This is a genomic window from Herbaspirillum lusitanum (genome assembly GCF_046025995.1).
GTDB classification, from domain to species: domain Bacteria; phylum Pseudomonadota; class Gammaproteobacteria; order Burkholderiales; family Burkholderiaceae_D; genus Herbaspirillum; species Herbaspirillum lusitanum_A.
This window is the reverse complement of the sequence record NZ_JAQQFM010000007.1, coordinates 32,699-56,883: the sequence shown is the minus strand read 5'-3', so window position 1 is coordinate 56,883 and position 24,185 is coordinate 32,699. Positions and strand designations below refer to the sequence as shown.

General features: G+C 60.9%; 22 protein-coding genes. 9 read left to right on the top strand and 13 right to left on the bottom strand.

The window, feature by feature from the left end; all coding sequences use genetic code 11:
* The first annotated feature begins 122 nt into the window (after positions 1–122).
* From PQR62_RS16185 to PQR62_RS16160, 6 genes are all read left to right on the top strand, one after another.
* Positions 123–752, top strand: a complete 630-nt coding sequence (locus PQR62_RS16185) for a chalcone isomerase family protein (protein ID WP_408159022.1) — start codon at positions 123–125, stop codon at positions 750–752.
* A 47-nt stretch (positions 753–799) separates the two neighbouring features.
* Complete coding sequence (locus tag PQR62_RS16180) at positions 800–2,083, top strand: MFS transporter (protein WP_408159021.1); 1,284 nt, start codon at positions 800–802, stop codon at positions 2,081–2,083.
* A gap of 113 nt (positions 2,084–2,196) precedes the next feature.
* On the top strand, positions 2,197–2,709 hold the full coding sequence (locus PQR62_RS16175; RefSeq protein WP_408159365.1) for a DUF3833 domain-containing protein: 513 nt from the start codon (positions 2,197–2,199) through the stop codon (positions 2,707–2,709).
* 8 nt (positions 2,710–2,717) lie between these two features.
* On the top strand, positions 2,718–3,485 hold the full coding sequence (locus tag PQR62_RS16170; RefSeq protein ID WP_408159020.1) for an SDR family NAD(P)-dependent oxidoreductase: 768 nt from the start codon (positions 2,718–2,720) through the stop codon (positions 3,483–3,485).
* Entirely contained in the window at positions 3,482–3,940 is a 459-nt protein-coding gene (locus PQR62_RS16165; protein ID WP_408159019.1) for a nuclear transport factor 2 family protein, read from the top strand. The genes PQR62_RS16170 and PQR62_RS16165 overlap by 4 nt, the downstream gene beginning before the upstream one ends.
* 5 nt (positions 3,941–3,945) lie before the next feature.
* Complete coding sequence (locus PQR62_RS16160) at positions 3,946–5,472, top strand: cryptochrome/photolyase family protein (protein WP_408159018.1); 1,527 nt, start codon at positions 3,946–3,948, stop codon at positions 5,470–5,472.
* 50 nt (positions 5,473–5,522) lie between these two features.
* Here the strand turns inward: PQR62_RS16160 and PQR62_RS16155 are convergent, their stop codons facing one another.
* The gene (locus PQR62_RS16155) at positions 5,523–7,121 is read right to left on the bottom strand and encodes an MFS transporter (RefSeq protein ID WP_408159017.1); all 1,599 of its coding nucleotides are present in this window, start codon (positions 7,119–7,121) and stop codon (positions 5,523–5,525) included.
* Between the two features lie 443 nt (positions 7,122–7,564).
* Positions 7,565–8,929 carry a metalloprotease PmbA gene (pmbA, locus tag PQR62_RS16150; protein WP_408159016.1) on the bottom strand — a complete coding sequence of 455 codons (1,365 nt, stop codon included), beginning with the start codon at positions 8,927–8,929 and terminating at the stop codon, positions 7,565–7,567.
* 70 nt (positions 8,930–8,999) lie between these two features.
* Between pmbA and yjgA the strand changes: the two genes are divergently transcribed.
* Positions 9,000–9,605: a ribosome biogenesis factor YjgA gene (gene yjgA, locus PQR62_RS16145; RefSeq protein ID WP_408159015.1), complete on the top strand. Its 606-nt coding sequence runs from the start codon at positions 9,000–9,002 to the stop codon at positions 9,603–9,605.
* Positions 9,595–10,206, top strand: a complete 612-nt coding sequence (gene mog / locus PQR62_RS16140) for a molybdopterin adenylyltransferase (RefSeq protein ID WP_408159014.1) — start codon at positions 9,595–9,597, stop codon at positions 10,204–10,206. The genes yjgA and mog overlap by 11 nt, the downstream gene beginning before the upstream one ends.
* A gap of 107 nt (positions 10,207–10,313) precedes the next feature.
* Here the strand turns inward: mog and PQR62_RS16135 are convergent, their stop codons facing one another.
* Complete coding sequence (locus PQR62_RS16135) at positions 10,314–10,955, bottom strand: hypothetical protein (RefSeq protein ID WP_408159013.1); 642 nt, start codon at positions 10,953–10,955, stop codon at positions 10,314–10,316.
* Positions 10,956–11,141: 186 nt separating this feature from the next.
* Between PQR62_RS16135 and PQR62_RS16130 the strand changes: the two genes are divergently transcribed.
* Positions 11,142–11,810: an alpha/beta hydrolase gene (locus PQR62_RS16130; RefSeq protein ID WP_408159012.1), complete on the top strand. Its 669-nt coding sequence runs from the start codon at positions 11,142–11,144 to the stop codon at positions 11,808–11,810.
* A 125-nt stretch (positions 11,811–11,935) separates the two neighbouring features.
* On the opposite strand, the gene PQR62_RS16125 is transcribed toward PQR62_RS16130, so the two are convergent.
* From PQR62_RS16125 to PQR62_RS16080, 10 genes are all read right to left on the bottom strand, one after another.
* On the bottom strand, positions 11,936–12,955 hold the full coding sequence (locus PQR62_RS16125) for an alpha/beta hydrolase (protein ID WP_408159011.1): 1,020 nt from the start codon (positions 12,953–12,955) through the stop codon (positions 11,936–11,938).
* Between the two features lie 274 nt (positions 12,956–13,229).
* Complete coding sequence (locus PQR62_RS16120) at positions 13,230–13,691, bottom strand: MarR family winged helix-turn-helix transcriptional regulator (RefSeq protein WP_408159010.1); 462 nt, start codon at positions 13,689–13,691, stop codon at positions 13,230–13,232.
* 115 nt (positions 13,692–13,806) lie between these two features.
* Positions 13,807–14,646: a M55 family metallopeptidase gene (locus tag PQR62_RS16115; RefSeq protein WP_408159364.1), complete on the bottom strand. Its 840-nt coding sequence runs from the start codon at positions 14,644–14,646 to the stop codon at positions 13,807–13,809.
* 148 nt (positions 14,647–14,794) lie between these two features.
* Complete coding sequence (locus tag PQR62_RS16110) at positions 14,795–15,859, bottom strand: DmpA family aminopeptidase (RefSeq protein WP_408159009.1); 1,065 nt, start codon at positions 15,857–15,859, stop codon at positions 14,795–14,797.
* 7 nt (positions 15,860–15,866) lie between these two features.
* Positions 15,867–16,802, bottom strand: coding sequence for a glutathione ABC transporter permease GsiD (gsiD, locus tag PQR62_RS16105; protein WP_408159008.1), 936 nt, complete (start codon positions 16,800–16,802; stop codon positions 15,867–15,869).
* A 7-nt stretch (positions 16,803–16,809) separates the two neighbouring features.
* A complete protein-coding gene (gene gsiC, locus PQR62_RS16100) occupies positions 16,810–17,730 on the bottom strand; it encodes a glutathione ABC transporter permease GsiC (protein WP_408159007.1) in 921 nt (306 codons plus the stop codon).
* A 236-nt stretch (positions 17,731–17,966) separates the two neighbouring features.
* The gene (gsiB, locus tag PQR62_RS16095) at positions 17,967–19,535 is read right to left on the bottom strand and encodes a glutathione ABC transporter substrate-binding protein GsiB (RefSeq protein ID WP_408159006.1); all 1,569 of its coding nucleotides are present in this window, start codon (positions 19,533–19,535) and stop codon (positions 17,967–17,969) included.
* Positions 19,536–19,661: 126 nt separating this feature from the next.
* The gene (locus PQR62_RS16090; protein ID WP_408159005.1) at positions 19,662–21,515 is read right to left on the bottom strand and encodes a dipeptide ABC transporter ATP-binding protein; all 1,854 of its coding nucleotides are present in this window, start codon (positions 21,513–21,515) and stop codon (positions 19,662–19,664) included.
* A 155-nt stretch (positions 21,516–21,670) separates the two neighbouring features.
* Complete coding sequence (locus PQR62_RS16085; protein WP_408159004.1) at positions 21,671–22,651, bottom strand: isoaspartyl peptidase/L-asparaginase family protein; 981 nt, start codon at positions 22,649–22,651, stop codon at positions 21,671–21,673.
* On the bottom strand, positions 22,648–23,652 hold the full coding sequence (locus PQR62_RS16080; RefSeq protein ID WP_408159003.1) for a MurR/RpiR family transcriptional regulator: 1,005 nt from the start codon (positions 23,650–23,652) through the stop codon (positions 22,648–22,650). The genes PQR62_RS16085 and PQR62_RS16080 overlap by 4 nt, the downstream gene beginning before the upstream one ends.
* Positions 23,653–24,185: the final 533 nt, after the last annotated feature.

The following is a 24,185-nucleotide window of genomic DNA, read 5'->3' as shown; positions in this document are numbered from 1 at the left end:
GCCAGTTCGGACGGCACTACTTCCACCACAAGAGGGCAGTCAGAATGGATACAGCACAACTCCGGGCAGGCCAGTTGCCGAGGAAGGCCCTCATCAATACACAGACAGCAAGAACCAGCCTTGTGCAGCCGCAAAGGCGATGGCTGATTCACTGCGCCACGCTGCTGGTGCTGAGCGTCATGCTGTGCATTGCCACGCTTCCCGGCGCACGTGCCGATGACGATAAATTGGCAGCGACAGCGGCAGCCGCGGCACCGCCGCATATCGCCCAGGCGCTGCCGCATGCTTTCGCCTCCGGCAGCGGCGGCTTTCGCTGGTTCGGCATGCGCATTTACGACGCCAGACTGTGGCTGGATCAGCCGCTGCCCGCCAATAGTGCGAACGCATTCGATGCCCTGCTGAAATCCTCGGCGCCGTTTGCGCTCGATCTGCGCTATGCGCGCAAGCTGAGCGGCAAGCGCATCGCCGAGGCCAGCGCCGATCAGATCGAGAAACTGGGACTGGGCAACCCCGGCCAACGCCAGCAATGGCTGGATCAGATGCGCGCCTTGTTCCCGGATGTTCAGGAAGGCTCTCACCTGAGCGGCATCTTCACACCGAACAAGGGTGTCAGCTTTTTCATGGATGGCAAAGCCATCGGCCAGATTGAAGATCCGCAATTCGGCAAAGCCTTCTTTGCCATCTGGCTGGCGCCTGAGACCAGCGCGCCCGAGCTGCGCCAAGCTCTGCTGAAAAAGAGCGCCGGCGAATGATGCAGGGCTCCGGCGCCCGGGCTGGCGACGATTCCGGCAAGCAGGCCATGCCATCAACAGAGCAGACGCTGAAGGCAGGCGCGCTGCTCAACTACGGCGCTTTCGGCCTGCCGTTGACCATGGCGGCGTTGCCGCTCTACATGTTCGTGCCGGCGTTTTACCAACGCCAGTTCGGCCTGTCGCTGGCGCTGATCGGGGCCGCCTTGCTGAGCTTGCGCATGGCCGATGCCTTGATCGATCCGTTGCTCGGCGCATGGGTCGATCGCGGTCACGAGCCAAGCCGGTACCGGCGCCTGACCGGCATCGCGCTGCTGCCGCTGGCGCTCGGTTTCGTCGCCCTGTTTCAGCCGCCGCAGCAATGGCTGACGCAATCCGCACTCGCCCTGGCGCCGCTTTACTGGCTGCTGGCGAGCACTGCCTTGTGCTATTTCGGCTTCAGCCTCGGCAACATCTGCCATCAAAGCTGGGGTGCGGCATTGACGCAGCAGCCGGGTCAGCGAACCCGGCTGGCAGCAGCGCGTGAAGGCGCCGGGCTGCTCGGCGTGGTGCTGGCATCGATCGTTCCGGCGCTGGTCGGCATGCCGGGGTTGAGCGGCCTGTTTCTGTTCAGCCTGGTGCTAGGCGCCTGGCTGTTGCTGCGCCGTGCACCTTTACCTGCTCGCGTCATTGTCCAGCCGGAATCAAAAAACATGGCCAGCGGCTGGCGCGCGGCGCTGTCGAACCAGGCTTTCCGCCGGCTGCTGGCAGTGTTTGTGCTCAACGGCATCGCGGCCGCCATACCGGCCACGCTGTTTCTGTTTTTTGTGGGCGACCGGCTGCAAGCGGCCAACTGGGCCGGCCCGTTTCTGCTGCTGTATTTCGTGTCGGCAGCGCTGTCGATGCCGGGCTGGGTGCGGCTGGCCAACAGCTTCGGCGAAGCGCGCAGCTGGTTGCTGGCAATGCTGCTGGCAGTGGCCGTGTTTATCTGGAGCTGGCAATTGCCGGCGGCGGCGCTATGGTCGTTCGGCCTGATCTGCATTTTGTCCGGCTGCGCGGCCGGCGCCGATCTGGTGCTGCCGCCGGCCATGCTGACCGGAATCATCGCGCGTGCCGGTCACAGCGGGCGCCGCGAGGGCAGCTACTTCGGCCTGTGGAACTGCGCCTCCAAACTGAATCTGGCGCTGGCCGCCGGGCTCGCCCTGCCCTTGCTCGACTACCTCGGCTATACGCCCGGCAGTCGCCAACCGGCGGCATTGGCGGCGCTGTCGTTTTCGTATGCGCTGCTGCCCTGCCTGCTGAAATTGCTGGCGGCGGCACTGCTATGGCGGATGCCCGCTCAGGCCAAAAGCTGAAGATCAATCAACAAGAACTGAAATCAAGGAGAACTCGCATGAAGCATCCCATGAACAATCCCATTTCCTCCCTCCGCCGCCCCTCTGGCGCCTTCATCCACAGCCTGCGTGCGATGTTCGCCGGTCTGCTGCTGTGCCTGCTGAGCGCCTGCGGCAGCATCGAACCCGCCACCTATGCACAGGAAAAACCGGTGCTCGACCTGCAGCAATATTTCAACGGCAAGCTGCAGGCGCACGGCATGTTTCAGGATCGCTCGGGCAAGGTGATCAAGCGCTTTGAAGTCGACATGGATTGTCAGTGGCAAGGCGAGGTCGGCACGCTGGATGAGCGCTTTGTCTATTCCGACGGCACGCGCCAGCGCCGCGTCTGGACCTTGCGCAAGACCGGGCCGAATACCGTCACCGGCACCGCCGACGACGTGATCGGCGAAGCGCGCGGCGAAATCGCCGGCAATGCGCTGCACTGGAGCTACGTGCTGGCGCTGCCGGTGGACGGCAAGGTCTACAACGTCAACTTCGACGACTGGATGTATCTGATGACCGACCGCGTGATGCTGAACCGCGCCGCCATGAGCAAATTCGGCCTCCATCTGGGCGACGTCACGCTGTCGTTCTACAAGCAATGATGGGCGCCATGAATCTGCCGATCCGCGACTGGCAAGGCAAGCGCGTATGGATCATCGGCGCCTCCAGCGGCATCGGCGCAGCGACCGCCCGCCTGCTGCTGAGCCGCGGTGCGCTGGTCGGGCTGTCGGCACGTAATGTCGACAAGCTGCAGGAAGTCAGCGCCGCGCACGCCAATGCCAGCATTGCGCCGCTCGACGTGACCGACATCGACAGCATCCGCAGTGCACATGCCGGCCTGCTGACGCAATGGCAGGCCATCGATCTGGTGCTGATCGTGGCCGGCAGCTATGTCGAAATGCGGGCCGACAGCTTCGATCTGGCGGCCGCGCAAAAGCTGGTCGACACCAATTTCAATGGCGTGCTGCGCTGCCTGGATGTGGCGCTGCCCGGCTTGCTGCAACGCGGCGCCGGCGGGATCGGCATCGTGTCCTCGGTGGCCGGTTATCGCGGCTTGCCGAAGGCGCTGGCCTACGGACCCGGCAAGGCGGCGCTGATCAATCTGTGCGAGTCGCTGTTCCTCGATCTACGTCCGCGCGGCATCTCGGTCTACCTGATCACACCGGGTTTCGTCGAGACCCCGCTGACGGCCGGCAACGACTTTCCCATGCCGGCGCTGATGTCGCCTGAACAGGCAGCGCAGGAGCTGGTCGCAGGTGTGCAGCGCGGCGACTTCCTGATTCATTTCCCGCGCCGCTTCACCAATGTCGTCCGGCTGATGCGACTGCTACCCTATCGGCTTTATTTCGCACTGACGCACAAGGCAACCGGCTTATGACTGACCATATCGCTACTGAGCACACTGATCATGCTGAGCACGCAGGCAACATCGTGCACTTCTTCGAAACGCTGACACTGGAGAGCGCGGCGCAGGTCGAGCGCATCTACAGCGAGGATGCCTTTTTCAAGGATCCCTTCAACGAAGTGCGTGGTCTGTCCACCATCAGAAAACTGTTCGAGCACATGTTCGTGCAGGTAAAAAATCCGCGCTTCGAAGTGACCGAGACCGTACAGCAAGGCGACCAGTTGTTCATGACCTGGAATTTCCTGTTCCACATGCCGCGCTACGCAACGCAGGAGCAATGCATACGCGGCGCCACCCATTTCCGTCTGGCGCCCGACGGCCGCGTCACTTATCATCGCGACTACTGGGACGCCGCCGAAGAGCTCTATGAAAAACTGCCGCTGCTGGGCAGCCTCATGCGCGGCCTGAAACACATCGCTAGAAAATAAAACGCATGCCTCAATTCGACAAGTCTCTGGTCTGGTTCCGCCGCGACCTGCGCATCAACGATCACGCCGCGCTGTATTACGCGCTCAAGCAAAGCCGCGCGGTGTATTGCGCCTTCATCTTCGATACCGACATTCTCGATCCGCTGTTGAAAGACGGTGTGCAACGGGATCGCCGCGTCGAGTTCATTCACGAGAGCGTGGCCGAACTCGACGCGGCCTTGCGCGCAACCGGCGGCGGCCTGATCGTGCGCCATGCCGCCGCGCCGGAAGAGATTCCGGCGCTGGCAAAAGAGCTGGGCGTGACTGCGGTATTTGCCGCCACTGATTACGAACCGCAAGCGATCGAACGCGATACGGCGGTGGCCGCGTCGCTGAAGCAACACGGCGCCGTTTTGTTGACGTGCAAGGATCAGGTGATCTTTGAAAAGGATGAAGTGCTGACGCAGACCGGCAGACCGTTCTCCGTATTCACGCCTTACAAGAATGCGTGGATGGCGCGGCTGGCGGCCGCCGACGGAGATTTCTTCCTCAAGCCTTATCCGGTCGATGCCTATCTGAGCGGGCTGGCGCCGCCGCCGGCCAATGTAAGACATGCACTGCCTGCACTAGCGCAGATGGGCTTCGAAAAATCCAATCTGCAGGAGCTGCGCATGCCGACCGGCATGTCCGGCGCGCAGCAATTGCTGGACGACTTCATCGACCGCATCGGCCAGTACGGCAGCGCGCGCGACTATCCGGCGATCAAGGGGCCTTCCTATCTGTCGGTGCATCTGCGCTTCGGCACGGTGTCGATACGCACGCTGGCGCGCACCGCGCTGCAAGCCATGCATGCCGGCCCGGGCGCCGGTGGCGCCGGCGCGGCGGTGTGGCTGTCGGAGCTGACCTGGCGCGATTTCTATTTCATGATCCTGCACCATCATCCGCGCGTCGCGCAACGCGCCTTCAAGCCGGAGTACGATGCCATCCGCTGGGAGCAAGGCGAACAGGCGCAGGAAGATTTTGCCGCCTGGTGCGAAGGCCGCACCGGCTATCCGCTGGTCGATGCCGCCATGCTGCAGATCAATCAAAGCGGCTACATGCACAACCGCCTGCGCATGGTGGTGGCGAGTTTTCTGACCAAGGATCTGGGTATAGACTGGCGCTGGGGCGAGCGCTATTTCGCACAGCATCTCAACGATTTCGACCTCTCGGCCAACAATGGCGGCTGGCAGTGGGCGGCCTCATCGGGCTGCGATGCGCAACCCTATTTCCGCATCTTCAACCCGGTCACGCAGTCGGAGCGCTTCGACGCCGACGGCAAATTCATCCGCCGCTATCTGCCGCAACTCGACAAGCTGCCGGCCAGGCGCGTGCATGCACCATGGACTGCGACGCCGGCCGAACTGCAGACGGCCGGTCTGAAACTGGGCACAGACTACCCTTACCCCATCGTCGATCACGCGCAGGCGCGGCAGCGCACGCTGGAGCGCTATGCCGTGGTCAAGAAGGCCGAGGTCAAAGAGGCGGCGCAAAAAGAAGAAGCGGACGACTGAGGCCGTCCGCTTCTTCTTTCGTTCCGAATGATAGCGCTCGTGTTCGCCGACTATTCCGACATCACCGGTTCCACCTTGGCGTTGCTCTGGAACTTGATCGGCGGCACCCGGCGCACCAGCATCAGACCGGCCAGCGCCGTCAGAATCGCAATCGCGATGCCCATGTGAATCGCGCCGACCAGCGCATCGCGCGCGGCATCAAGCAAGGCCGAGCCGTTGTGTCCGGCCTGCATCATCTGGCTCAACAAGGTCGATTGAATGTCGTGGTTGACCAGCACTTCAGGATCCTGAAACTCCTTCAGCCATTGCGCCGCATGGTCGCTTTCCAGCGCCTTCTGCACACCGCTGCCATACATCTGGCTGACCAGCGTGCCGGTGATCGCAGTCCCCAGCATGCCGCCTATCATGCGCAGCGATTGCAGCAAAGCGGTGGCGATGCCGAGATGCTCGCGGCTGGCGGCCTGTTGCGCAAACACCGTCAGATTCGGCAGCACCAGACCAAGCCCGAAACCACCCGCCAGCATGGTCGCCAGCATGAAACCGTTGGAGGTGCCGCGGCCTGACAGGACGATGCCCAGGCAGGACAGCGACACCAGCGCGAAGCCCAGCGTCATCATCATGTTGGGATTGGGAATACGCGTGATGATGCGGCCGTTGACGATGCTGGCCACGGTGATACAGGCCACCAGCGGCGTGATCAGCAGACCCGCCTCGCGCGGCGCCATGCCGAAACCGCCCTGGAACAACAGCGGCGCATACATCAGCATCGAAAACATCGAGAAGCCGGCCAATACCGACAGAATGAACAGGCTGGACAAGGCGCGGTCGCGCATCATCTCGAACGGCAGGATAGGTTGCGCGGCGCGCTGCTCCCACTTCCACAACGAATAGAAGGCGGCTACCGCGAATGCCAGCAAGCCGAGCATGCCCATGGTGAATCCGCGCTTGGGCAGCATCTCGACCAGCAGTTGCAGGCTGCCCAGCGACAGCGTGATGAGCACGGCGCCCGGCCAGTCCAGACGCATCTTGCCGGCATGCTTCATGTGGCGGATGTGGGGCACGAAGCGCCAGACGAAGAACAAGGAAATCACGCCCACCGGCAGATTGCAGTAGAACACCCAGCGCCAGCCCAGAGACTGCGTCAGAAAGCCGCCCAGCGACGGTCCCACGGCAGTCGCGATGCCGAACGAGGCGCTCAGGATCACCTGCCAGCGCAGCCGCACGCGCGCATCGGGAAACAGATCGGCGATCGATGCAAACGCGGTGCCGACCAGCATGCCGCCGCCTATGCCCTGCAGGCCGCGCGCCAGCACCAGAAACAGCATGCTGTCGGCGATCCCGCACAAGGCTGAAGCGGCGACGAAGATGATGATGGAGGCAATCACGAAAGGCTTGCGCCCGAAGTAGTCGCCCAGACGACCGAAGATCGGCACCGTGATTACCGAAGTCAGCAGATAGGAAGTGGCGACCCAGGCATACAGATCGAATCCCTTGAGCTCGGCGACGATGGTGGGCAAGGCCGTGCCGACAATGGTCTGATCCAGCGCCACCAGCATGATGACGAAGCAGATACCCAGGGTGGCCAGCAAAGATTCTCGGAACGGCAGCATTTGGCCGCTGGAGTGAGCGGCGTCGGTATGGAGAGACATGTGGGATGTGGTCCGGCTGTCGCGAAAGGCAGCTCAATGCGAATTCAGACTCTCATTTTACCAACGATGGGCTTTTTGTGCGGCGCTTAACACCTGCCCAAAGACATCAAATTGATGGCTACAGCCATCGCATCGCGGCCGACCATATCAGAACGATAAGTTTATTTGCCTTGCCGGCAACATCTGCGCGCTGCGCTGCTCTTTGAGCACAGCGCCTTCTTGAGAGGGAAGTCATTCACAAACCGTCCGGCACCTGTGAACCTGATGCGACTTCAATGCAATACCGGAAACGATGCGGCCCCATCCGACAGCTCGCCGCCAGGGCAGAAAGCTGAAAGATGAGGCCGGACTTGCTGGTCGCCGGGTCGAAGCCTGCGACCATTTTTGCTACTGCTTTTTCAAACGGAGTTGCATATGATTTACGCAACTCACGCCGACCTGTTTCAGTCGCCCGCCACCGTCATGTTTTCCAGCAGGATGGAGCCGGTTTCCTTGGTGCCGCGAATCAGAGTGTCGTTGCCGATGGCGACGATCTGACGCAGCATTTCCTTCATGTTGCCGGCGATAGTGATTTCCTCCACCGGATACTGGATCACGCCGTTCTCAACCCAGTAGCCGGAAGCGCCGCGCGAGTAATCGCCGGTGACGTAGTTCACGCCCTGGCCCATCAGTTCGGTCACCAGCAGGCCGGTGCCCATCTTTTTCAGCATGCCCTTGAAGGTGTCGGCCTTGGTGGTCAGCGTCGAACGCAGCGTCAGGTTGTGCGAGCCGCCGGCATTGCCGGTGGTCTGCATGCCCAGCTTGCGCGCCGAATAGGTCGACAGGAAATAGCCTTGCACCACGCCATCGCGCACCACTTCGCGGCGCTGCGTCTTGACGCCTTCTTCATCGAAGGGTGCCGAACCGACGCCGCCGACCACGTGCGGATCTTCCAGAATCTGGAGGTGGGCGGGCAAGACTTGCTGACCCAGCGAATCCAGCAGGAAAGTCGACTTGCGATACAAGGCACCGCCCGAGACGGCCTGCACGAAAGCACCGAGCAGACCGGCCGCCAGCGGCGCTTCGAACAGCACCGGACATTTTCGGGTCGACAGCTTGCAGGCGTTCAGGCGCGCCAGCGCGCGTTCGGCGGCATAGCGCCCGATGGCTTCCGGCTTGGCCAGCTTGCGCGGGTCGCGCATCGACGAATACCAGTCGTCGCGCTGCATGTTGCCGCCCTTGCCGGCAATCGGCGCCACCGAAATGGTGTGGCGCGAGAAAGGATAGCCGCCCATGAAGCCGCGCGAATTGGCGCCGACGAAGTGCGACTGCTGAGCGTAGACGCTGGCGCCTTCGCTGTTGGTGATGCGCTTGTCGGTCTCCAGCGCGGCGTTCTCACAGCGTTGCGCGATTACCACGGCTTCTTCGGCCGAAATCTGCCAAGGCGTGCACAGCTTGAGATCCAGCGGATGCATTTCCAGCATCTCGGCTTCCGGCAAACCGGCGCAGTCGTCGATGGCGGTGAAGCGCGCGATGTTGTACGCGGCCTCGACCGTTTCCTTCAAGGCCTGTTGCGAAAAATCGGAGGTGCTGGCATTGCCGCGCCTGACTTTGCGGCCTTCGCCGAGGAAGACGGTGACGCCGATGCCCTTGTCCTTGTTCTGCTCAATCGTCTCGACCTTGCCTTTGCGCACGGCTACCGACAGTCCGCTGCCCTCGCTGATATCGACCGCAGCATCGGATGCGCCCTTCTCTCTTGCATAGCGCAATACGTCCTGCGCCAGCTGTTTCAACTGGTCTTGACTGTGGGTAAATACGGTTTCGCTCATGAGCCTGTTTTCTAAGGAATGCGGTAAAACGGGTATGATAGCAGCCGTTTAGCTTTATTCAGGTTTACCCATGCCAAATCCCAATCGGGGCTCCTGCGGATTCCAATCCAACGAATTCGAACAGGAATACGATCGCCCTTCAAAATCACAGCTCAAGCGTGAGATGACCGCCCTGCAAAAACTGGGCGAAGAACTGGTTGCCGAGCCGCGCGACCGCGTCAAACGCGTGCCGATGCCGGAAGATGTGCGCGAAGCCATCCTCGAATGCCAGCAGATCAAGGATCACGAAGGCCGTCGCCGTCAGATGCAATACGTCGGCAAGAAGATGCGCACGCTGGATGAGGAAGAAATTGCCGCCATTCAACGCACGCTGGACAGCTGGCGCGGCGCCTCCAAGGCCGATACCGCCGCCATGCACGCACTGGAACGCCGTCGCGAAAAATTGCTGAAGGACGACCAGGCTCTGACCGACCTGATGGGACAACATCCGGAACTGGATGTGCAGCATCTGCGCACCCTGATCCGCAATGCCCGCAAGGAACAGGCCGAGAACAAGCCGCCCAAGGCGTATCGCGAAATCTTCCAGATCCTCAAGCAATTGCAAAAGGGAAACAGTTCTTCCAGAGAAGATGACGACGATGTCGACGCCGATGATGAATCGCGCGATGAAGACTGATCCCTCAGAACTGCTGATCGGTCTGGTCTCGATTTCCGACCGCGCATCCGGCGGCGTGTATCAGGATCAGGGAATCCCAGCCTTGCAGGAATGGTTCGGCGCCGCGCTGAGCAGCCCCTGGAAGATGGAAACCCGCCTGATCCCCGACGACCGTGCCGCCATCGAACAGACCCTGATCGAACTGGTGGACGAGGTCGGCTGCGATCTGGTGCTGACCACCGGCGGCACCGGCCCCTCGCGCCGAGATGTGACGCCGGAAGCCACGCTGGCGGTGGCCACCAAGGAAATGCCCGGCTTCGGCGAACAGATGCGTCAGATCAGCCTGCAGTTCGTGCCGACCGCCATTCTTTCGCGCCAGGTCGCGGTGATCCGCGAAACACCGGCACGCGCCGCGCTGATCCTTAACCTGCCCGGCCAGCCCAAGTCCATCAAGGAAACACTGGAAGGTCTGAAAGATGAAGACGGCAAGCAGAAGGTGGCCGGCATCTTCGCCGCCATCCCCTATTGCATCGATCTGATCGGCGGACCGTACATTGAAACCGATGAAGCGGTGTGCAAGGCGTTCCGTCCCAAGTCGGCGATTCGTCCTGCCGGCAAATAAGCTCCGCGCAGACGCCCTGCCTCTGCAAAAGTCAGACATAAAAAAAGCAGCGATCTCGCGATCCCTGCTTTTTTCGTTTGTGCTGCGGGCCAAGCAATAAGATCAGCTCATTTCGGGCAAGCCGGTTCATCATCGGCGCCGCACAGCACGGCACGGTTGAGCAGATCCAGATAGACCTGCAAGCGCTCCGGCGAAATACGGTAGCCGAATTGCTTGTTCTCGTCCTGCGTCGCCGGACGCCAGCCGAACTGCACCACGAACAGACTCTTCTTGCCTTCCACCACGGCGAACACGCTGCCTTCGCCATACGGCGCCGCCGCGCCATAACGATCGCAGAAACCGCCACTGATCGAGGTCGGTGCCGAGCCGGTCAGCGTATCCTTCTGACGCATCTGCATGAACTTGCCGGCGCAATTGCGTTGTACATTCTGCAGCACTTCGCCCACCGCCACCGACGACAAAGTCAGCTGACGCGCACGAATGCCATCCATCAGCGCGCTGCCCGGCAGCGTGCGGCGCTGCACCGACATATAACCCTCGCGCCAGGAATCGTGGGCCTCATTCGGCGGCAGGAACTCGACCACATAATCGCTGCCCGGATCGCCGTTCATGTAGGCCATGCGCCAGTTGGGCGGCGTCTGAATGATCAGATTTTCGCCATTGGGCTGAAACACGCTGCCCTCCAGCAGCTCGGCCGATACATTGGCGCTGGCCAGCAAGGCCGCCAGCATGACTGCAATCCACTTCATTTTCACTCCTTGCCGGAGCGGCGCCACATGCTGCGCATCGCCCGGTTTATCTTAACTATCGTATGATGTGCGGCTGAAGCATTCATCAGCCGGCGCAAAGCGGTATTGTGCACCAAGCATCCATCGCACGCTGGCAACTCCCGCAACAAACCATCGCATCAAGCGATCATCACGCCCCTCATCGCCATGACTACAGCTCTCGACACCATCCAGATCGAATCCGCGCCCAACCCGACTGCCGCCGTCATCTGGATGCATGGCCTGGGCGCCGACGGTTCCGACTTCGTGCCCATCGTGCGCGAACTCGACCTGTCCGGCTGCCCGCCAATCCGCTTCATCTTTCCGACTGCGCCGACCATGCCGGTGACCATCAACGGCGGCTACGTGATGCGCGCCTGGTACGACATCTTCACGCCCGATCTGGTGCGCCGCGAAGACGAACCCGGCCTGCGCGCCTCGCAAGCCCACATCGAAACCCTGATCGCCAATGAAAAGGCGCGCGGCATCCCTGCCGAACGCATCATCCTGGCCGGCTTCTCGCAAGGCTGCGCCATGACGCTGCAAACCGGCCTGCGCCACGCCGAAAAACTGGCCGGCCTGATGTGCCTGTCCGGCTACGCGCCGCTGGCTGCCAAGATCGCCGGCGAACGCCACGCGTCCAATCACGAAACACCGATCTTCATGGCACATGGCCGCATGGATCCGGTGGTGGTGATCGAGCGTGCGGAAAGTACGCGCGACATGCTCAAGGCACTGGGCTACAAGGTGGAATGGCACGAATATCCTATGCAGCACTCGGTGTGCGCAGAGGAAGTCGAAGACATAGGTGCGTGGCTAAGCAAAGTGCTGGCCTGATAACGATCCCGAAAAGCGCGATCCGACGCACGCGGTAGAAGCGCTCGAACAACGATAGCGACACCCGAAAACGCCCTGGCATGCATGCGCTGCCGGGGCGTTTTTGATCGGTGACAGAAGCTGATTTATTTCAGATGCACTTTCAGCTCTTCGCCTGCCTGACGCATTGCCGCCTGCACTGCCGGCACCTTTGCCAGCACGTTGAGCAGACCGAAGTCGTGGATCATGCCATCGTAACGCACGGTGGTCACAGCGACACCCGCCGCAGCCAGCTTGCGGCCATAGGCTTCGCCTTCATCGCGCAACACATCCTTTTCCGCAGTCTGAATCAGGGTCGGCGGCAAACCTCGCAGCTGGGCCGTGGTCGCTTGCAGCGGCGATGCATAGATCTCCTTGCGCTTGGCGGCGTCGGTGGTGTAGCTGTCCCAGAACCATTTCATCATGTTGCGGGTCAGGAAATAACCGTCCGCGAATTGGCCATAGGAAGCGGTGTCAAAACTGGCATCGGTCACCGGCCACAGCAGCACTTCCGAGCGCAGCGCAGGACCGCCCTTGTCCTTGGCCATCAAGGCAACCACCGCTGCCATGTTGCCGCCAACGCTGTTTCCTGCCACCGCCAGGCGTTTGCCGTCGACATTGATTTCCTTGCCATGTTCAGCCACCCATTTGGTGGCGGCATAGGCTTGATTGATCGCCACGCCATAACCGGCTTCAGGCGAAGGCGTGTAGTTCACGAATACCGCCACTGCGCCGGAATTGGCGACCAGATCGCGCACCAGACGTTCGTGGGTAGGGAAATCGCCGAGCACCCAGCCGCCGCCGTGGAAGAACATGAAGGCCGGCAAGGTCTGCTTCACACCTGCCGGGCGGACGATGGTCAGATTGATTTCCTGCCCCTCCACCACGATTTTTTTCTGCGATATATCGGCCTTGGGCAACACCAGCTTGACGCCAGCCTGCGCACCGCTCAGCACGGCACGCGCATCTTGCGGCGAAAGCTGCTCGATCGGCTTGCCCCCGCCGGCCTCCAAGGCCTGCAGGAAGCCTTGCGTGACCGGCTCCACACCGGCATCGCCGGCCGCGTAGGCATTGCTGAAGATCAGAGCGAGGGCTGCAACTGAGGATAATTTCTTGAACGATTTCATGATGTCTTCCTTTGAAGTGGAATGTCGCATGGCGACGGATTTGGCTAAGAAGCCGGCTTTGATACACACTAAAATTGCCAATAAAAAATACAAGCTATTAAATAGCGAACTACTTATATGCCATCGAATTTCCCAGACATTGCTCTGCATCCCGGATTCACAGGCCAGCACCAACAGCCTCAATTAATTACGCTATTAAATAGCGAGCTACTTAATTGACTTAAAAAATGCCCGCACACTTTGCCGTGCCGGGCCGTTGCATCAACTTGATGCTTCAGTCTTCCGAGTTCTTCAACAGACGGGCTCGCAAACTCATCAGTTCTTCCTTCATCGCCGCTAACTCATTGGCGGTCGACTCGGTGGCACGCAAGACTTCACGCGGAAGCTCGGCTGCCGCCTCGCGCATGGCCTCGGCTTCTTCGGTCAGCGACACCACCACCTGGCGCTCGTCGCTGATAGCACGCTCACGCTTGACCAGGCCCTGCGCTTCCATACGTTTCAGCAGCGGCGTCAAGGTTGCCGAATCCAGCACCAGACGCTCGCCGATATCGGAAACAGTGACTTCATTCTGTTCCCACAGCACCATCAACACCAGATATTGCGAGTACGTGATGCCGAGCTTGCGCAACAGCTTGCGATACAGCTTGCTCATGCTGAGCGAAGTCGAATACAAAGCAAAACACAGCTGGGCATCCAGTTGCGGGGCCGCCTTGCGCTTGTCTGTTTTCGAGTTCATGCAGCGGAGTTTAACTAGCCCGATATTAAATAGCAAGCTATTTAAATAAATATTTATGTACATTGCCTGATGAGTGCTCATCAGGCAATGCTGCTCCCTTAGTGCCCGCGCCGGCTCAGCGCAGCATGAACGACATCGACGACAGACTGTTCAGCACACGCACCGCGTATTCCACGCCGGGCGCATCGAACTGCACCGTCACCCCATCGATGCGCTCCAGAATCGGCAGCTGGCAGAACAGATCAGTCAAGGCAGTCGACTGCACTTGCAGACGGCAACGCAGCGGTGCGGCGATCACCAGCGGCGGACAGGATTCAGGATGGCTGCGGCTAGCGGCGAAGTGATGCACCGCCTGCATCGCACCGATCTCGATCAACTCGCAGGAGCGTGCCGGCGACAGCGACTCACCGCTGTTGGCGCCGTGCGCGCGTTTGGTTTCCACGAAAGTCACGTGCGGAAACAGCGCACGGTTTTCATCGATGAAGACATCGTCGCCGCTGCCGAAAATCACCGGCACGCCGTGCTCGCCGGCCAGGGCGCCGTACAAGCCGGCCTCGCCCAGCTCCATGTCATTGAGCCAGACTCTGGCGAAGGCAAAGCTGTTGATGGTGTGTGCGAGGATGCCGCGCCCCTGCGAGCGCGAGTGATAGCCCAGCATCATCACCGCATCGATCTGCTGATCGACGCCGCCCATCATGCCCAGCACGCGCGGCTTGCCGAGCACGCTGCGCGCTTCGGGATGCAGCAGATCGGGGATCAGATTGCGGAAGCCGCCATGCGAATCGTTGACCAGCACACGCGTCGCGCCGGCCGCCAGCGCACCGCGGATGGCGGCGTTGGCCTCTTCCGTCATCCAGCGCCGCGCACGTTCGTATTCGCCGTTGCCGGCGCGCGTCTGCTCGGGATGAAACACGCCGGCGACGCCTTCGATGTCGACCGAAATCAGGATGCTCAACGCATGCGATGCATTGACGTCGCGAGCGGCAGGCGAAACTGAAGAGGACTGTTCTTGCATGATGAATTCTTTCGCGGTTCAGAGAGAAGCGGCTTGCGCCGGCTTCGGATGACAGTTGGCTGAGTTCGGCTCAATGCATTCCAGCGGCTCAGGCGCCCTGTGCGTCGCCGGCTGCCAGCAGCTCGCGCAAGCCGACGCGGCGATGACCGTCACGCCCGCTCACGCTTTCTGCCGCATACAAGGCGTTCAGAATGGCTTGTTCGACGCTGTCGGCGGCGGCATAAAACAAGGGATCCAGCACCTGATCCTGCAGCAGCGACAGCTGCATGCTGGCGGCGCCGGCCTCGATCTGCTGCGCCGTTGAAAATGCCAGCGCGATATCGCCGCTGCCGTGGCCGTAGACCGAGCCGGTGCGCGCCAGACCGGCGGCGGCACGCGTAGCCAGCCGGCCCAACTGACGCGCATCGAGCGGCGCATCGGTGGCGAGGATCATGATGATCGAGCCTTTTTCAGGCGCAGGATCGGACAGCGACTTGTTGCCTGCCATTGATGCCAGCGCGGCGCCGGCGGCGACGCCATCGATCTTCAGATCCGGCAGCTTGCCGAAATTGGCGAGCACCAGCGCGCCGACCGTGTATTCGGCAGCAGCACCGCCCTGCAACACAACTGTGGCCAGCCGCGAAGCCGTACCAATGCCGCCCTTCAGTTCGAAACAGGACATGCCGCGCCCGGCGCCGACCGCGCCCTGCTGCACATCCTGCGACAGCGCCGCCAGCGCAGCGTGGTAATGCGACTCCTGCACGGCGAATGCCTGCTGATCGTTCAGATAGCCGTCATTGCATTCAAATACCAGAGGATTAAGCGTAGGCAGGCTGCGGCCGATTTCGGGGTTGTCTGCCAGCGCCGCACGGATCTGAGCGGTCGCAACCGTGCCGACCGCGAAGGTATTGGTCAGTGCAATCGGCGTTTCGAGCACGCCCAGTTCCTGCAACTGCATCAGGCCGACGCTCTTGCCGAAGCCGTTGATCACGCTGACCGCGGCCGGCAATTTGTGGGTGAACGGATTGCCTGCGTGCGGGGCAATCACGGTCACGCCGCTCTGCACTGCCCCCTGATCCAGCGTGCAGTGGCCGACGCGCACTCCTGCCACATCGGTGATGCTGTTGCGCGGGCCGGCCGCCAGGCGGCCCAGGTGTGGTGCGGTGTGGCGCATGACCAAATCAACGCTGATCGATCTTCGGATCCAGCGCGTCGCGCAAGCCGTCGCCCAACAGATTGAAGGCCAGCACCGTCAGGAAAATCGCGATGCTCGGAAACAGCGCGATATGCGGCGAGGTCATCATGTCGGCGCGTGCTTCGTTGAGCATCAGGCCCCATTCAGGCGTCGGCGATTGCGCACCCAGACCGAGGAAGGACAGACCGGCCGCAGTGATGATGGACGTGCCGATGCGCATCGTGAAATACACCACGATAGGCGAGATCGTACCCGGGAAAATATGGCGCCACATGATGGTCATGTCGCTAGCGCCGATACTGCGCGTGGCTTCGATATAGGTCAGGTTTTTCAGCGACAGCGTATTGCCGCGCACCAGCCGGGCAAAGGCCGGGATGCTGAACACCGACACCGAAATGATGACGTTGGTCATGCCGCCGCCGAGGATGGCGACGATGCCGATCGCCAGCAAAATGCCCGGGAAGGCGAACAGCACATCGCACACGCGCATGGTGATGCGATCCCACCAGCCTTCGTAGTAGCCGGCCAGCAGACCGAACACAGTGCCGATGATGGCGCCGATGGCGACCGACAGGAAGCCCGACGCCAGCGAGACACGGGTGCCCATGATGATGCGGCTGAAGATGTCGCGCCCCAGCGAATCAACACCGAACCAGTGCACCCAGGTCGGCGGCGAATTGAGCGCATCGTAGTCGAAGAAGGTCTCGGGATCGAAAGGCACGATCCACGGCGCCAGGATCGCGATCAACACCAGAAACACCACGAAGCCGCCGGCCGCCAGCGCCAGATGCTGCTTCTTGAACTTGCGCCAGAACTCGCGCCAGGGCGTGCGGATTTTCTGCCCGGCGGCGGTGGTCTGGATCGGCGTCGGCGGCGGCAAAGGCAGGCCGGATTCCGTGATGGGTGAATTGGATAAGGACATGTTCAGCTCACTTGAAACGGATGCTGGGATTGATCACGGCATACAGCACGTCGACCACCAGATTGATGAAAATGAATTCCAGCGAGAACAGCAGGATCTCGGCCTGAATCACCGGGTAGTCGCGCATCTCGACGGCATCGACCAGCAGCCGGCCCATGCCGGGCCAGTTGAACACCACTTCCACCAGGATGGAACCGCCCAACAGGAAGCCGAACTGCAGCCCCATCATGGTCACCACCGGGATCAGCGCGTTGCGCAGGCAATGCTTGATGACGACCACGGTCTCAGATAAGCCCTTGGCGCGCGCGGTGCGCACGAAGTCTTCCTGCAGGATTTCGATGAAGGAGGAACGGGTAAAGCGCGCCATCACCGCCGCCACCGCGGCACCCAGCGTAATAGAGGGCAGGATGTAGTGGCGCCAGGTATCGGCGCCCACGGTCGGCAACCAGCCCAGCTTGACCGAAAAAATCTGCATCAGCACGATGCCCAGCGAAAACGCCGGGAAGGAAATGCCGGATACCGCCAGCGTCATGCCGAGCCGGTCGGGCCAGCGATTGCGCCAGACTGCGGACGAAATGCCGATCACCAGACCGAAGATCACCGCCCACACCATGGCGGCCAGCGTCAGCCACATGGTGGGCCAGAAACGCTCCATGATTTCGGTGCTGACCGGACGCTTGGTACGGATAGAACGGCCGAAATCGCCTTGCGCGGCGTTGACGAAGAAGTTGACGAATTGTTGCGGCAGCGGCTTGTCGAGGCCGAGATCGGCGCGCACCAGCGCCACAGTCTTCTCATCGGCTTCCGGGCCGGCCGCCAGCCGCGCCGGATCGCCCGGCAACAGGTGGATAAACAGAAATACCAGTACCGCCACCAGCAGCAGCGTTGGAATCAGACCCAGCAGGCGTTTTAGGACATAGGAAAACATAGTGCTCTCAAAAAATGGCTGCCTGGCGCCGGTGGCAAAAAATCTTGGACATGCTTGTGGTGCCTGTTACTCGTTACTTGGCTTTATTTGCTTGTTGCTGCTTGCGCGCCGATCGTCGGCATCGCACGCAAATCAGACTGTGGCTTTAAAACTGCGGAAACGGAACGGCGGCAATCAAGCCTGCCGCCACCCTGCTTCCGCTTACATCCTTACATCGCTTGAAACGTTTGCGGCAATTACTTCAGTTCGATGTTTTCAAACTCGAAGGCCTGGTCAGGCATCACATACATGCCCTTCAGGTTCTTGCTGCGGGCGTACAACAGCTTTTCGGTCACCAGGAAGGCCCATGGCGCATCCTTCCAGATTTCTTGCTGAGCTTCCTTGTACAGCGCTTCTTTTTCCTTGCGGTCGGTCACGGTCAAGGCCTTGGCGATGGCAGTGTCGACCTTGTCGCTCTTGTAGTACGCAGTGTTGAACAGGCGTGGCGGCATGGATTCCGATGCCAGCAGCGGACGCAGGCCCCAGTCGGCTTCGCCAGTGGAGGACGACCAGCCGGCGTAGAACAGGCGTACCGGTGCAGTCGCAGGATCCTGCCAGCTTTCCACGCGTTCCACGCGCTGGCCGGCTTCCAGGGCGGTGATCTTCACCTTGATGCCCACTTGCGCCAGCTGTTGCTGCAGGAACTGCACGATCTTCATCGCGGTGGTGTGGGTGTAGGCCGACCACAGTTCGGTTTCGAAACCGTTCGGATAACCGGCTTCAGCCAGCAGCGCCTTGGCCTTCTTCACGTCATACGGCCATGCACCGCTTTTGTAGGCGTAGTCCACGCCCTGCGGCAGCACGCCTTCCATCGGCATGGCATAGCCATTGAACGCCACCTTCACCAGCGCCTGCTTGTTGATCGCGTAGTTGATCGCTTCGCGCACCTTGGGATTGTCGAACGGCTTTTGCTTGACGTTCATCGACATGTAGCGCTGGATGATCGACGGTCCGGCGATCACGTCCAGGTTGCTCTTGCTCTTGAGCAGATCGGCCTGTTCGTATGGCAGCGGATAAGTCCACAGTGCTTCGCCGGTCTGCAGCATGGCGGCGCGCGAGTTGTTGTCGATTACCGGCTTCCACAGGATTTCGTCGACCTTCGGATAGCCGGTCTTCCAGTAACCGTCGAACTTGGCGACCTTCAGATAGTCGGTCTGTTTCCATTCGACGAACTTGAACGGACCGGTGCCGACCGGATGGAAAGCGATGTCCTTGTTGCCGTACTGCTTCAGCGCGGCCGGCGAGATCATGACCGCCGATGGGTGCGCCAGCACGTTGATGAAGGCCGAGAACGGTTCCTTCAGCACGATCTTGACGGTGTAGTCGTTCAGTACTTCGGTCTTGACGATGCGGTTGAACAGGTTGTAGCGCTTGAGCTTGTTGTCCGGATTGGTCACGCGGTCAAACACCGCTTTGACGGCGTCGGCCTTGAACACGGTGCCGTCCTGGAACTTCACGCCCTGGCGCAGACGGATGGTGTATTCCAGACCGTCCTTGCTGACCAGATAACCTTCCGCCAGCACGTTGATCAGCTTCATGTCCTTGTCGAAACCGAACAGACCTTGATAGAAGGACTTGGCCACCGACAGCGAGAGCGTGTCGTTGGCGTCGTAAGGATCCATGGTCGTGAAGGTCGAGGCCACAGCCAGGGTCACGGTCTTGGCCGCGAACGCTTGTGCCGCACCGAATTGCATGGCCGCGCCCAGTGTCCCAATGGCCAGCCATTTGACGGCGGACATCCTCTTCTGTGTTGCTGTTGTAGACATTTGTCTCTCCTGATCAGTGAGTGCGTGGTTAAAACTGCGATTGAATGACTGCATCGACTACAAGAAAAAAACCAAAACTGCCGTACTGCCTTGCTGCTTGCTCAATATCAATATTCAAATTCAAACTCAAAATGCGGCCGAGATGCGATGCGTCGCGACGAAATGGCCGGGCCCGATCTGTTTCAGCGGTTCGACCTTGGGCTCATCGCCGACCAGCCGGATCGGACTGGGAATCTCATCCGTCTGCAATTTCTTGCCTGGCTGGCGCTGGGTGGGATCGGCCACCGGCACCGCCGCCATCAGCTTGCGGGTATAAGGATGCTGCGGATTTTCAAAAATCGCGCGACGCGGGCCGATCTCGACGATCTGGCCCAGATACATCACCGCCACGCGATGGCTGATGCGCTCCACCACCGCCATGTCGTGCGAAATGAAGACAAAGGAAATGCCCAGCTCGGCCTGCAGGTCCAGCATCAGATTGACGATCTGCGCCTGGATCGAGACGTCGAGCGCCGACACCGATTCATCGGCAATCACGATCTTCGGATTCAGCGCCAGCGCGCGTGCGATGCAGATGCGCTGACGCTGGCCGCCGGAGAATTCATGCGGATAACGCTGCGCATGTTCCGGCAGCAGGCCGACGCGGGTCAGTAAGGCATCCACGCGTTCCTGCGCGCCCTCTTTCATGCCATGCACCAGCAGCGGCTCCATGATGGAGTAACCGACCGTCATGCGCGGATCGAGCGAGGCGAACGGATCCTGAAAAATGAATTGAATGTCGCGCCGCAGATTGCGCAGCTCGGACTTCGGCAGTTCAGCCAGATTGCGACCGCCGAATTCGACGCTGCCGCCGCTCAGTTCGACCAGACGCAGCAAGGAACGGCCGGTGGTCGATTTGCCGCAGCCGGACTCGCCGACAATGGCCAGCGTCTCGCCGGCATACAGATCGAAGCTGACGCGCTCCACCGCGTGCACGCGCTGTTTGACGCGGCCGAAGATGCCGCTCTTGACGTCGAAACGGGTGGTCAGATCGCGTACCTTCAGAATCGGCTGGCGCTGCTGCGCGGCGATCTCGGCCTGGCCCTGCAATTCTTCAGCGATGCCTTCCGGCTTGGCTTCCGCCGCCACATCAATACCGAAGCGGCGCGGCACGTCGGTGCCCTTCATCGAACCCAGACGCGGCACCGCCGCCAGCAGGCTTTGCGTGTAAGGATGAACCGGTGCGGCGAAGATGCTGCGCACATCGTTTTCTTCCACCTTCTCGCCACGGCACATCACCACCACGCGATCGGCGACTTCAGCCACCACGCCCATGTCGTGGGTGATGAAGATCACGCCCATTTTCATTTCTTCCTGCAGCGCGCGGATCAGTTGCAGGATCTGCGCCTGAATCGTCACGTCCAATGCCGTGGTCGGCTCATCCGCGATCAGCAGCGATGGCCGGCAGGACAAGGCCATCGCGATCATCACGCGTTGCCGCATGCCGCCCGACAACTGGTGCGGGTGACGCCCCAGCACGCGCCTGGCCTCGGGAATGCGCACCATCTCCAGCATGCGCAGCGCCTCGGCCTGGGCCGCGCTGTGGCTCTTGTTCTGATGCAGACGGATCGATTCGGCGATCTGCTCGCCCACCGTGAACACCGGATTGAGCGAAGTCATCGGCTCCTGAAAGATCATCGCGATCTCGGCGCCGCGAATGCCGCGCATGGTTGAATTGCTGGCCTTGACCAGATCCAGAGTCTGACCGCTGCGGCGCTGGAACTGCATTTCGCCGCCGATGATGTGGCCGCCGCCATGCTCCACCAGACGCATCATGGCCAGCGAAGAAACCGACTTGCCGGAACCGGATTCGCCGACGATCGCCAGCGTTTCACCGGCCGCAACATGGAAAGACAGATCGCGCACGGCATCCACCGTCCGCTCCGAGGTAGCGAAGCGCACACTGAGATGCCTGACATCGATGACGTTTGATTGCTGCATGTGCTTCCTTCTGTCCTTCGCAGCCGCTAGCGGGCTGCTGCGCTGTTACGAATATTCAAATACTTCTCTGCTGATTCCGCTGCCCGGCTTGCAGCACTTGCTGCGGTCAATTTCACCTAAGGCGAAATTTGTGCCTGCCGGTGCAAATGGCCGAATCAGCGATAAATCTCGGTCACCGGCGCCAGTTCACCGCGACCGTAGCCGCGATACATGCCTTCGGTGTTGAACGGCAGGCAGACGTTGCCCTGCGCATCCACCGCGATCAGGCCGCCGCGACCACCGACCGCCGGCAGGATCTTCATCACGACCTTGGTAGCCGCAGTTTCCAGCGAATCGCCGGCATACGCCATGCGCGCTGCAACATCGTAGGCAGCCACGGTGCGGATGAAGGCTTCGCCGGTGCCGGTCGAGGAGATCGCTGCAGTGGAATTCGAGGCGTAGCAGCCGGCGCCGATAATCGGCGAATCGCCGACGCGACCGGGCTGCTTGTTGGTGATGCCGCCGGTGGACGTGGCCGCCGCCAGATTGCCGAAGCGATCCAGCGCCACGGCGCCGACGGTGCCGAATTTGGTGTCGGGATCGATCGGCGCTTTTTCCGCCTGCGCAGTCTTTTCAGTGAACGCCAGCGACGAGGCATCATGATCCAGCATCACGCCGGCCTGCCCACGCGCGCGCTGCCATTGTTCGTAACGGGCGTCGGTGTGGAAGTAATCAGGCTCGACGATGGCGAGCCCTTGTTCGCGCGCAAAATTTTCAGCGCCGACGCCGGCCAGCAGAATGTGATCGGTGTGTTCCATCACGCGTCGCGCCGCCAGTATCGGATTACGCAGGCAGGTCACACCGGCGACTGCGCCGGCTGCCAGCGTGGCGCCATCCATGACCGCGGCATCGAGCTCGAACTTGCCGGCGCGCGTCAATACCGCGCCCTTGCCGGCGTTGAACAGCGGGCAGTCTTCCAGCAGCCGTACCGCTTCGGTGACCGCTTCCAGCGCCGAGCCGCCGGCGTTGAGCACCGACTGGCCGGCGCTGACGATCTCGGCCAGCGCTGCGTGATATTTCGCTTCGTCTTCAGCCGTCAGGGAACCGCGCGCGATAGTGCCGGCGCCGCCGTGAATTGCAATGACCGGAGTATTCATTTTCTGTTCTGAACCTTTGTCTCTTTCGTTTCTTTTAGCTTGGCGGAGCCGCCGCCATGGCCGCGCTCCACCAATTGTTTCTTGCTCACCGCCTGCGCCGGCGGACGCATCTGCTGCTCCGGCAGATACAGCCAGGGCAGCACGAATTCGGCCATTTCCGATGCGGCCTGCACCGGCCGCCGCGCTCTGTGTGCCACAGCATCGCACAAAGCCTGAATCAGCATCAGCGCCGAGGCATCCGAGGTCGGCGACAGGCTGCGATCGGTGCGCACAAAAATCGTCACATCGGCCAGCGGCACCAGCGGCGAAGACGGCACATCGGTAATCGCCAGCACCTTGGCGCCCTTTTCCACCGCGCGCTGCGTCAGCCAGACGGTGTCCGACACATAGCGCGGAAACGCCATCGAAATCACCAGATCGCGGCTGTCGAGCTTGAAGAACTGACGCCCCGCCTGCGACGGCCCGCCGGGGTAGGCCGCCGAATTCACGGTGCGGCAATACGGCTCCAGCGCATGCGCCATCAAACCCGACAGATAGGCGCTGGCGCCGAAGCCGGTGATGAAGATGCGATCCGCCTTCAGGATCATATCGACCGCCTGCTCGCAGTGCTCCGGCACCAGCATCTGACGCGTGGCTTCGATGTTCAGAATATCGTTTTCCAGCGCACTCGCCATGATCTCGGCACTGCTGGCGGCGCGCTGCACTTCGCTGCGCAGCTTTTCCACCGGCGCCAGCGTCGAAGCGAAGTCCGCCACCAGCGCGGCGCGGAACGAGGCGTAACCGTCGAAACCCAGCGCATGCGCAAAACGGTTGGCAGTCGCCACCGACACGCCGGCCGCTTCCGACAGCTCATCAATGGTCATGGTGGCCGAGCGGAACGGATTGCCCAGCACGTAATCAGCCGCCTTGCGGTGCGATTTGGACAAGTCCGGATACAGCTTGCCCAGCATGCCGGCGATGGCGCCTGCGCCCTTGAGCGTACTGGATTTTGGTGACGGCATGGCTGATGTCATACGGACCCGTGGAAGCTGCAAAAATCGACTATGCTGAACTTTGCAGTGCACGTCGTACGAATGAATCGCACGCATCCCCACAAATGAAACTCACAATAAGTCGCGCTACTCTGCACGCTGCTGGCGTGCTTTTGTTTTAATGATCGACTGCCGGATGCTGGCCCCGAATCAGATCGCGCTGTGGCATCAGACAAAGCCATCAACAAGAATACGCGTCCGAACTTGCATCCTTATGAAAAATGTAAATATATTTTCATTTTTTTCCAAAGTAAAGGAAATATTCTTTCAAAAATCAAATAAGCAAATGCATGCACCAGACTTAGGCAAATGGAAGCAGGAATGCACTTTTATTGGTAGATTTTTTCTTGCATCGCACCAAAAATGAATTGGTGAGCAGCGCGGGTTCGGGCCGCAAATAATATTCAAACGGTGCAGATCCTGATCCACTCATCCACTCCGCCATCACACTTCAGCACCCCGCAAAACTCACGCCTCACCTGCGGACAGGAGTATCCTTGCGC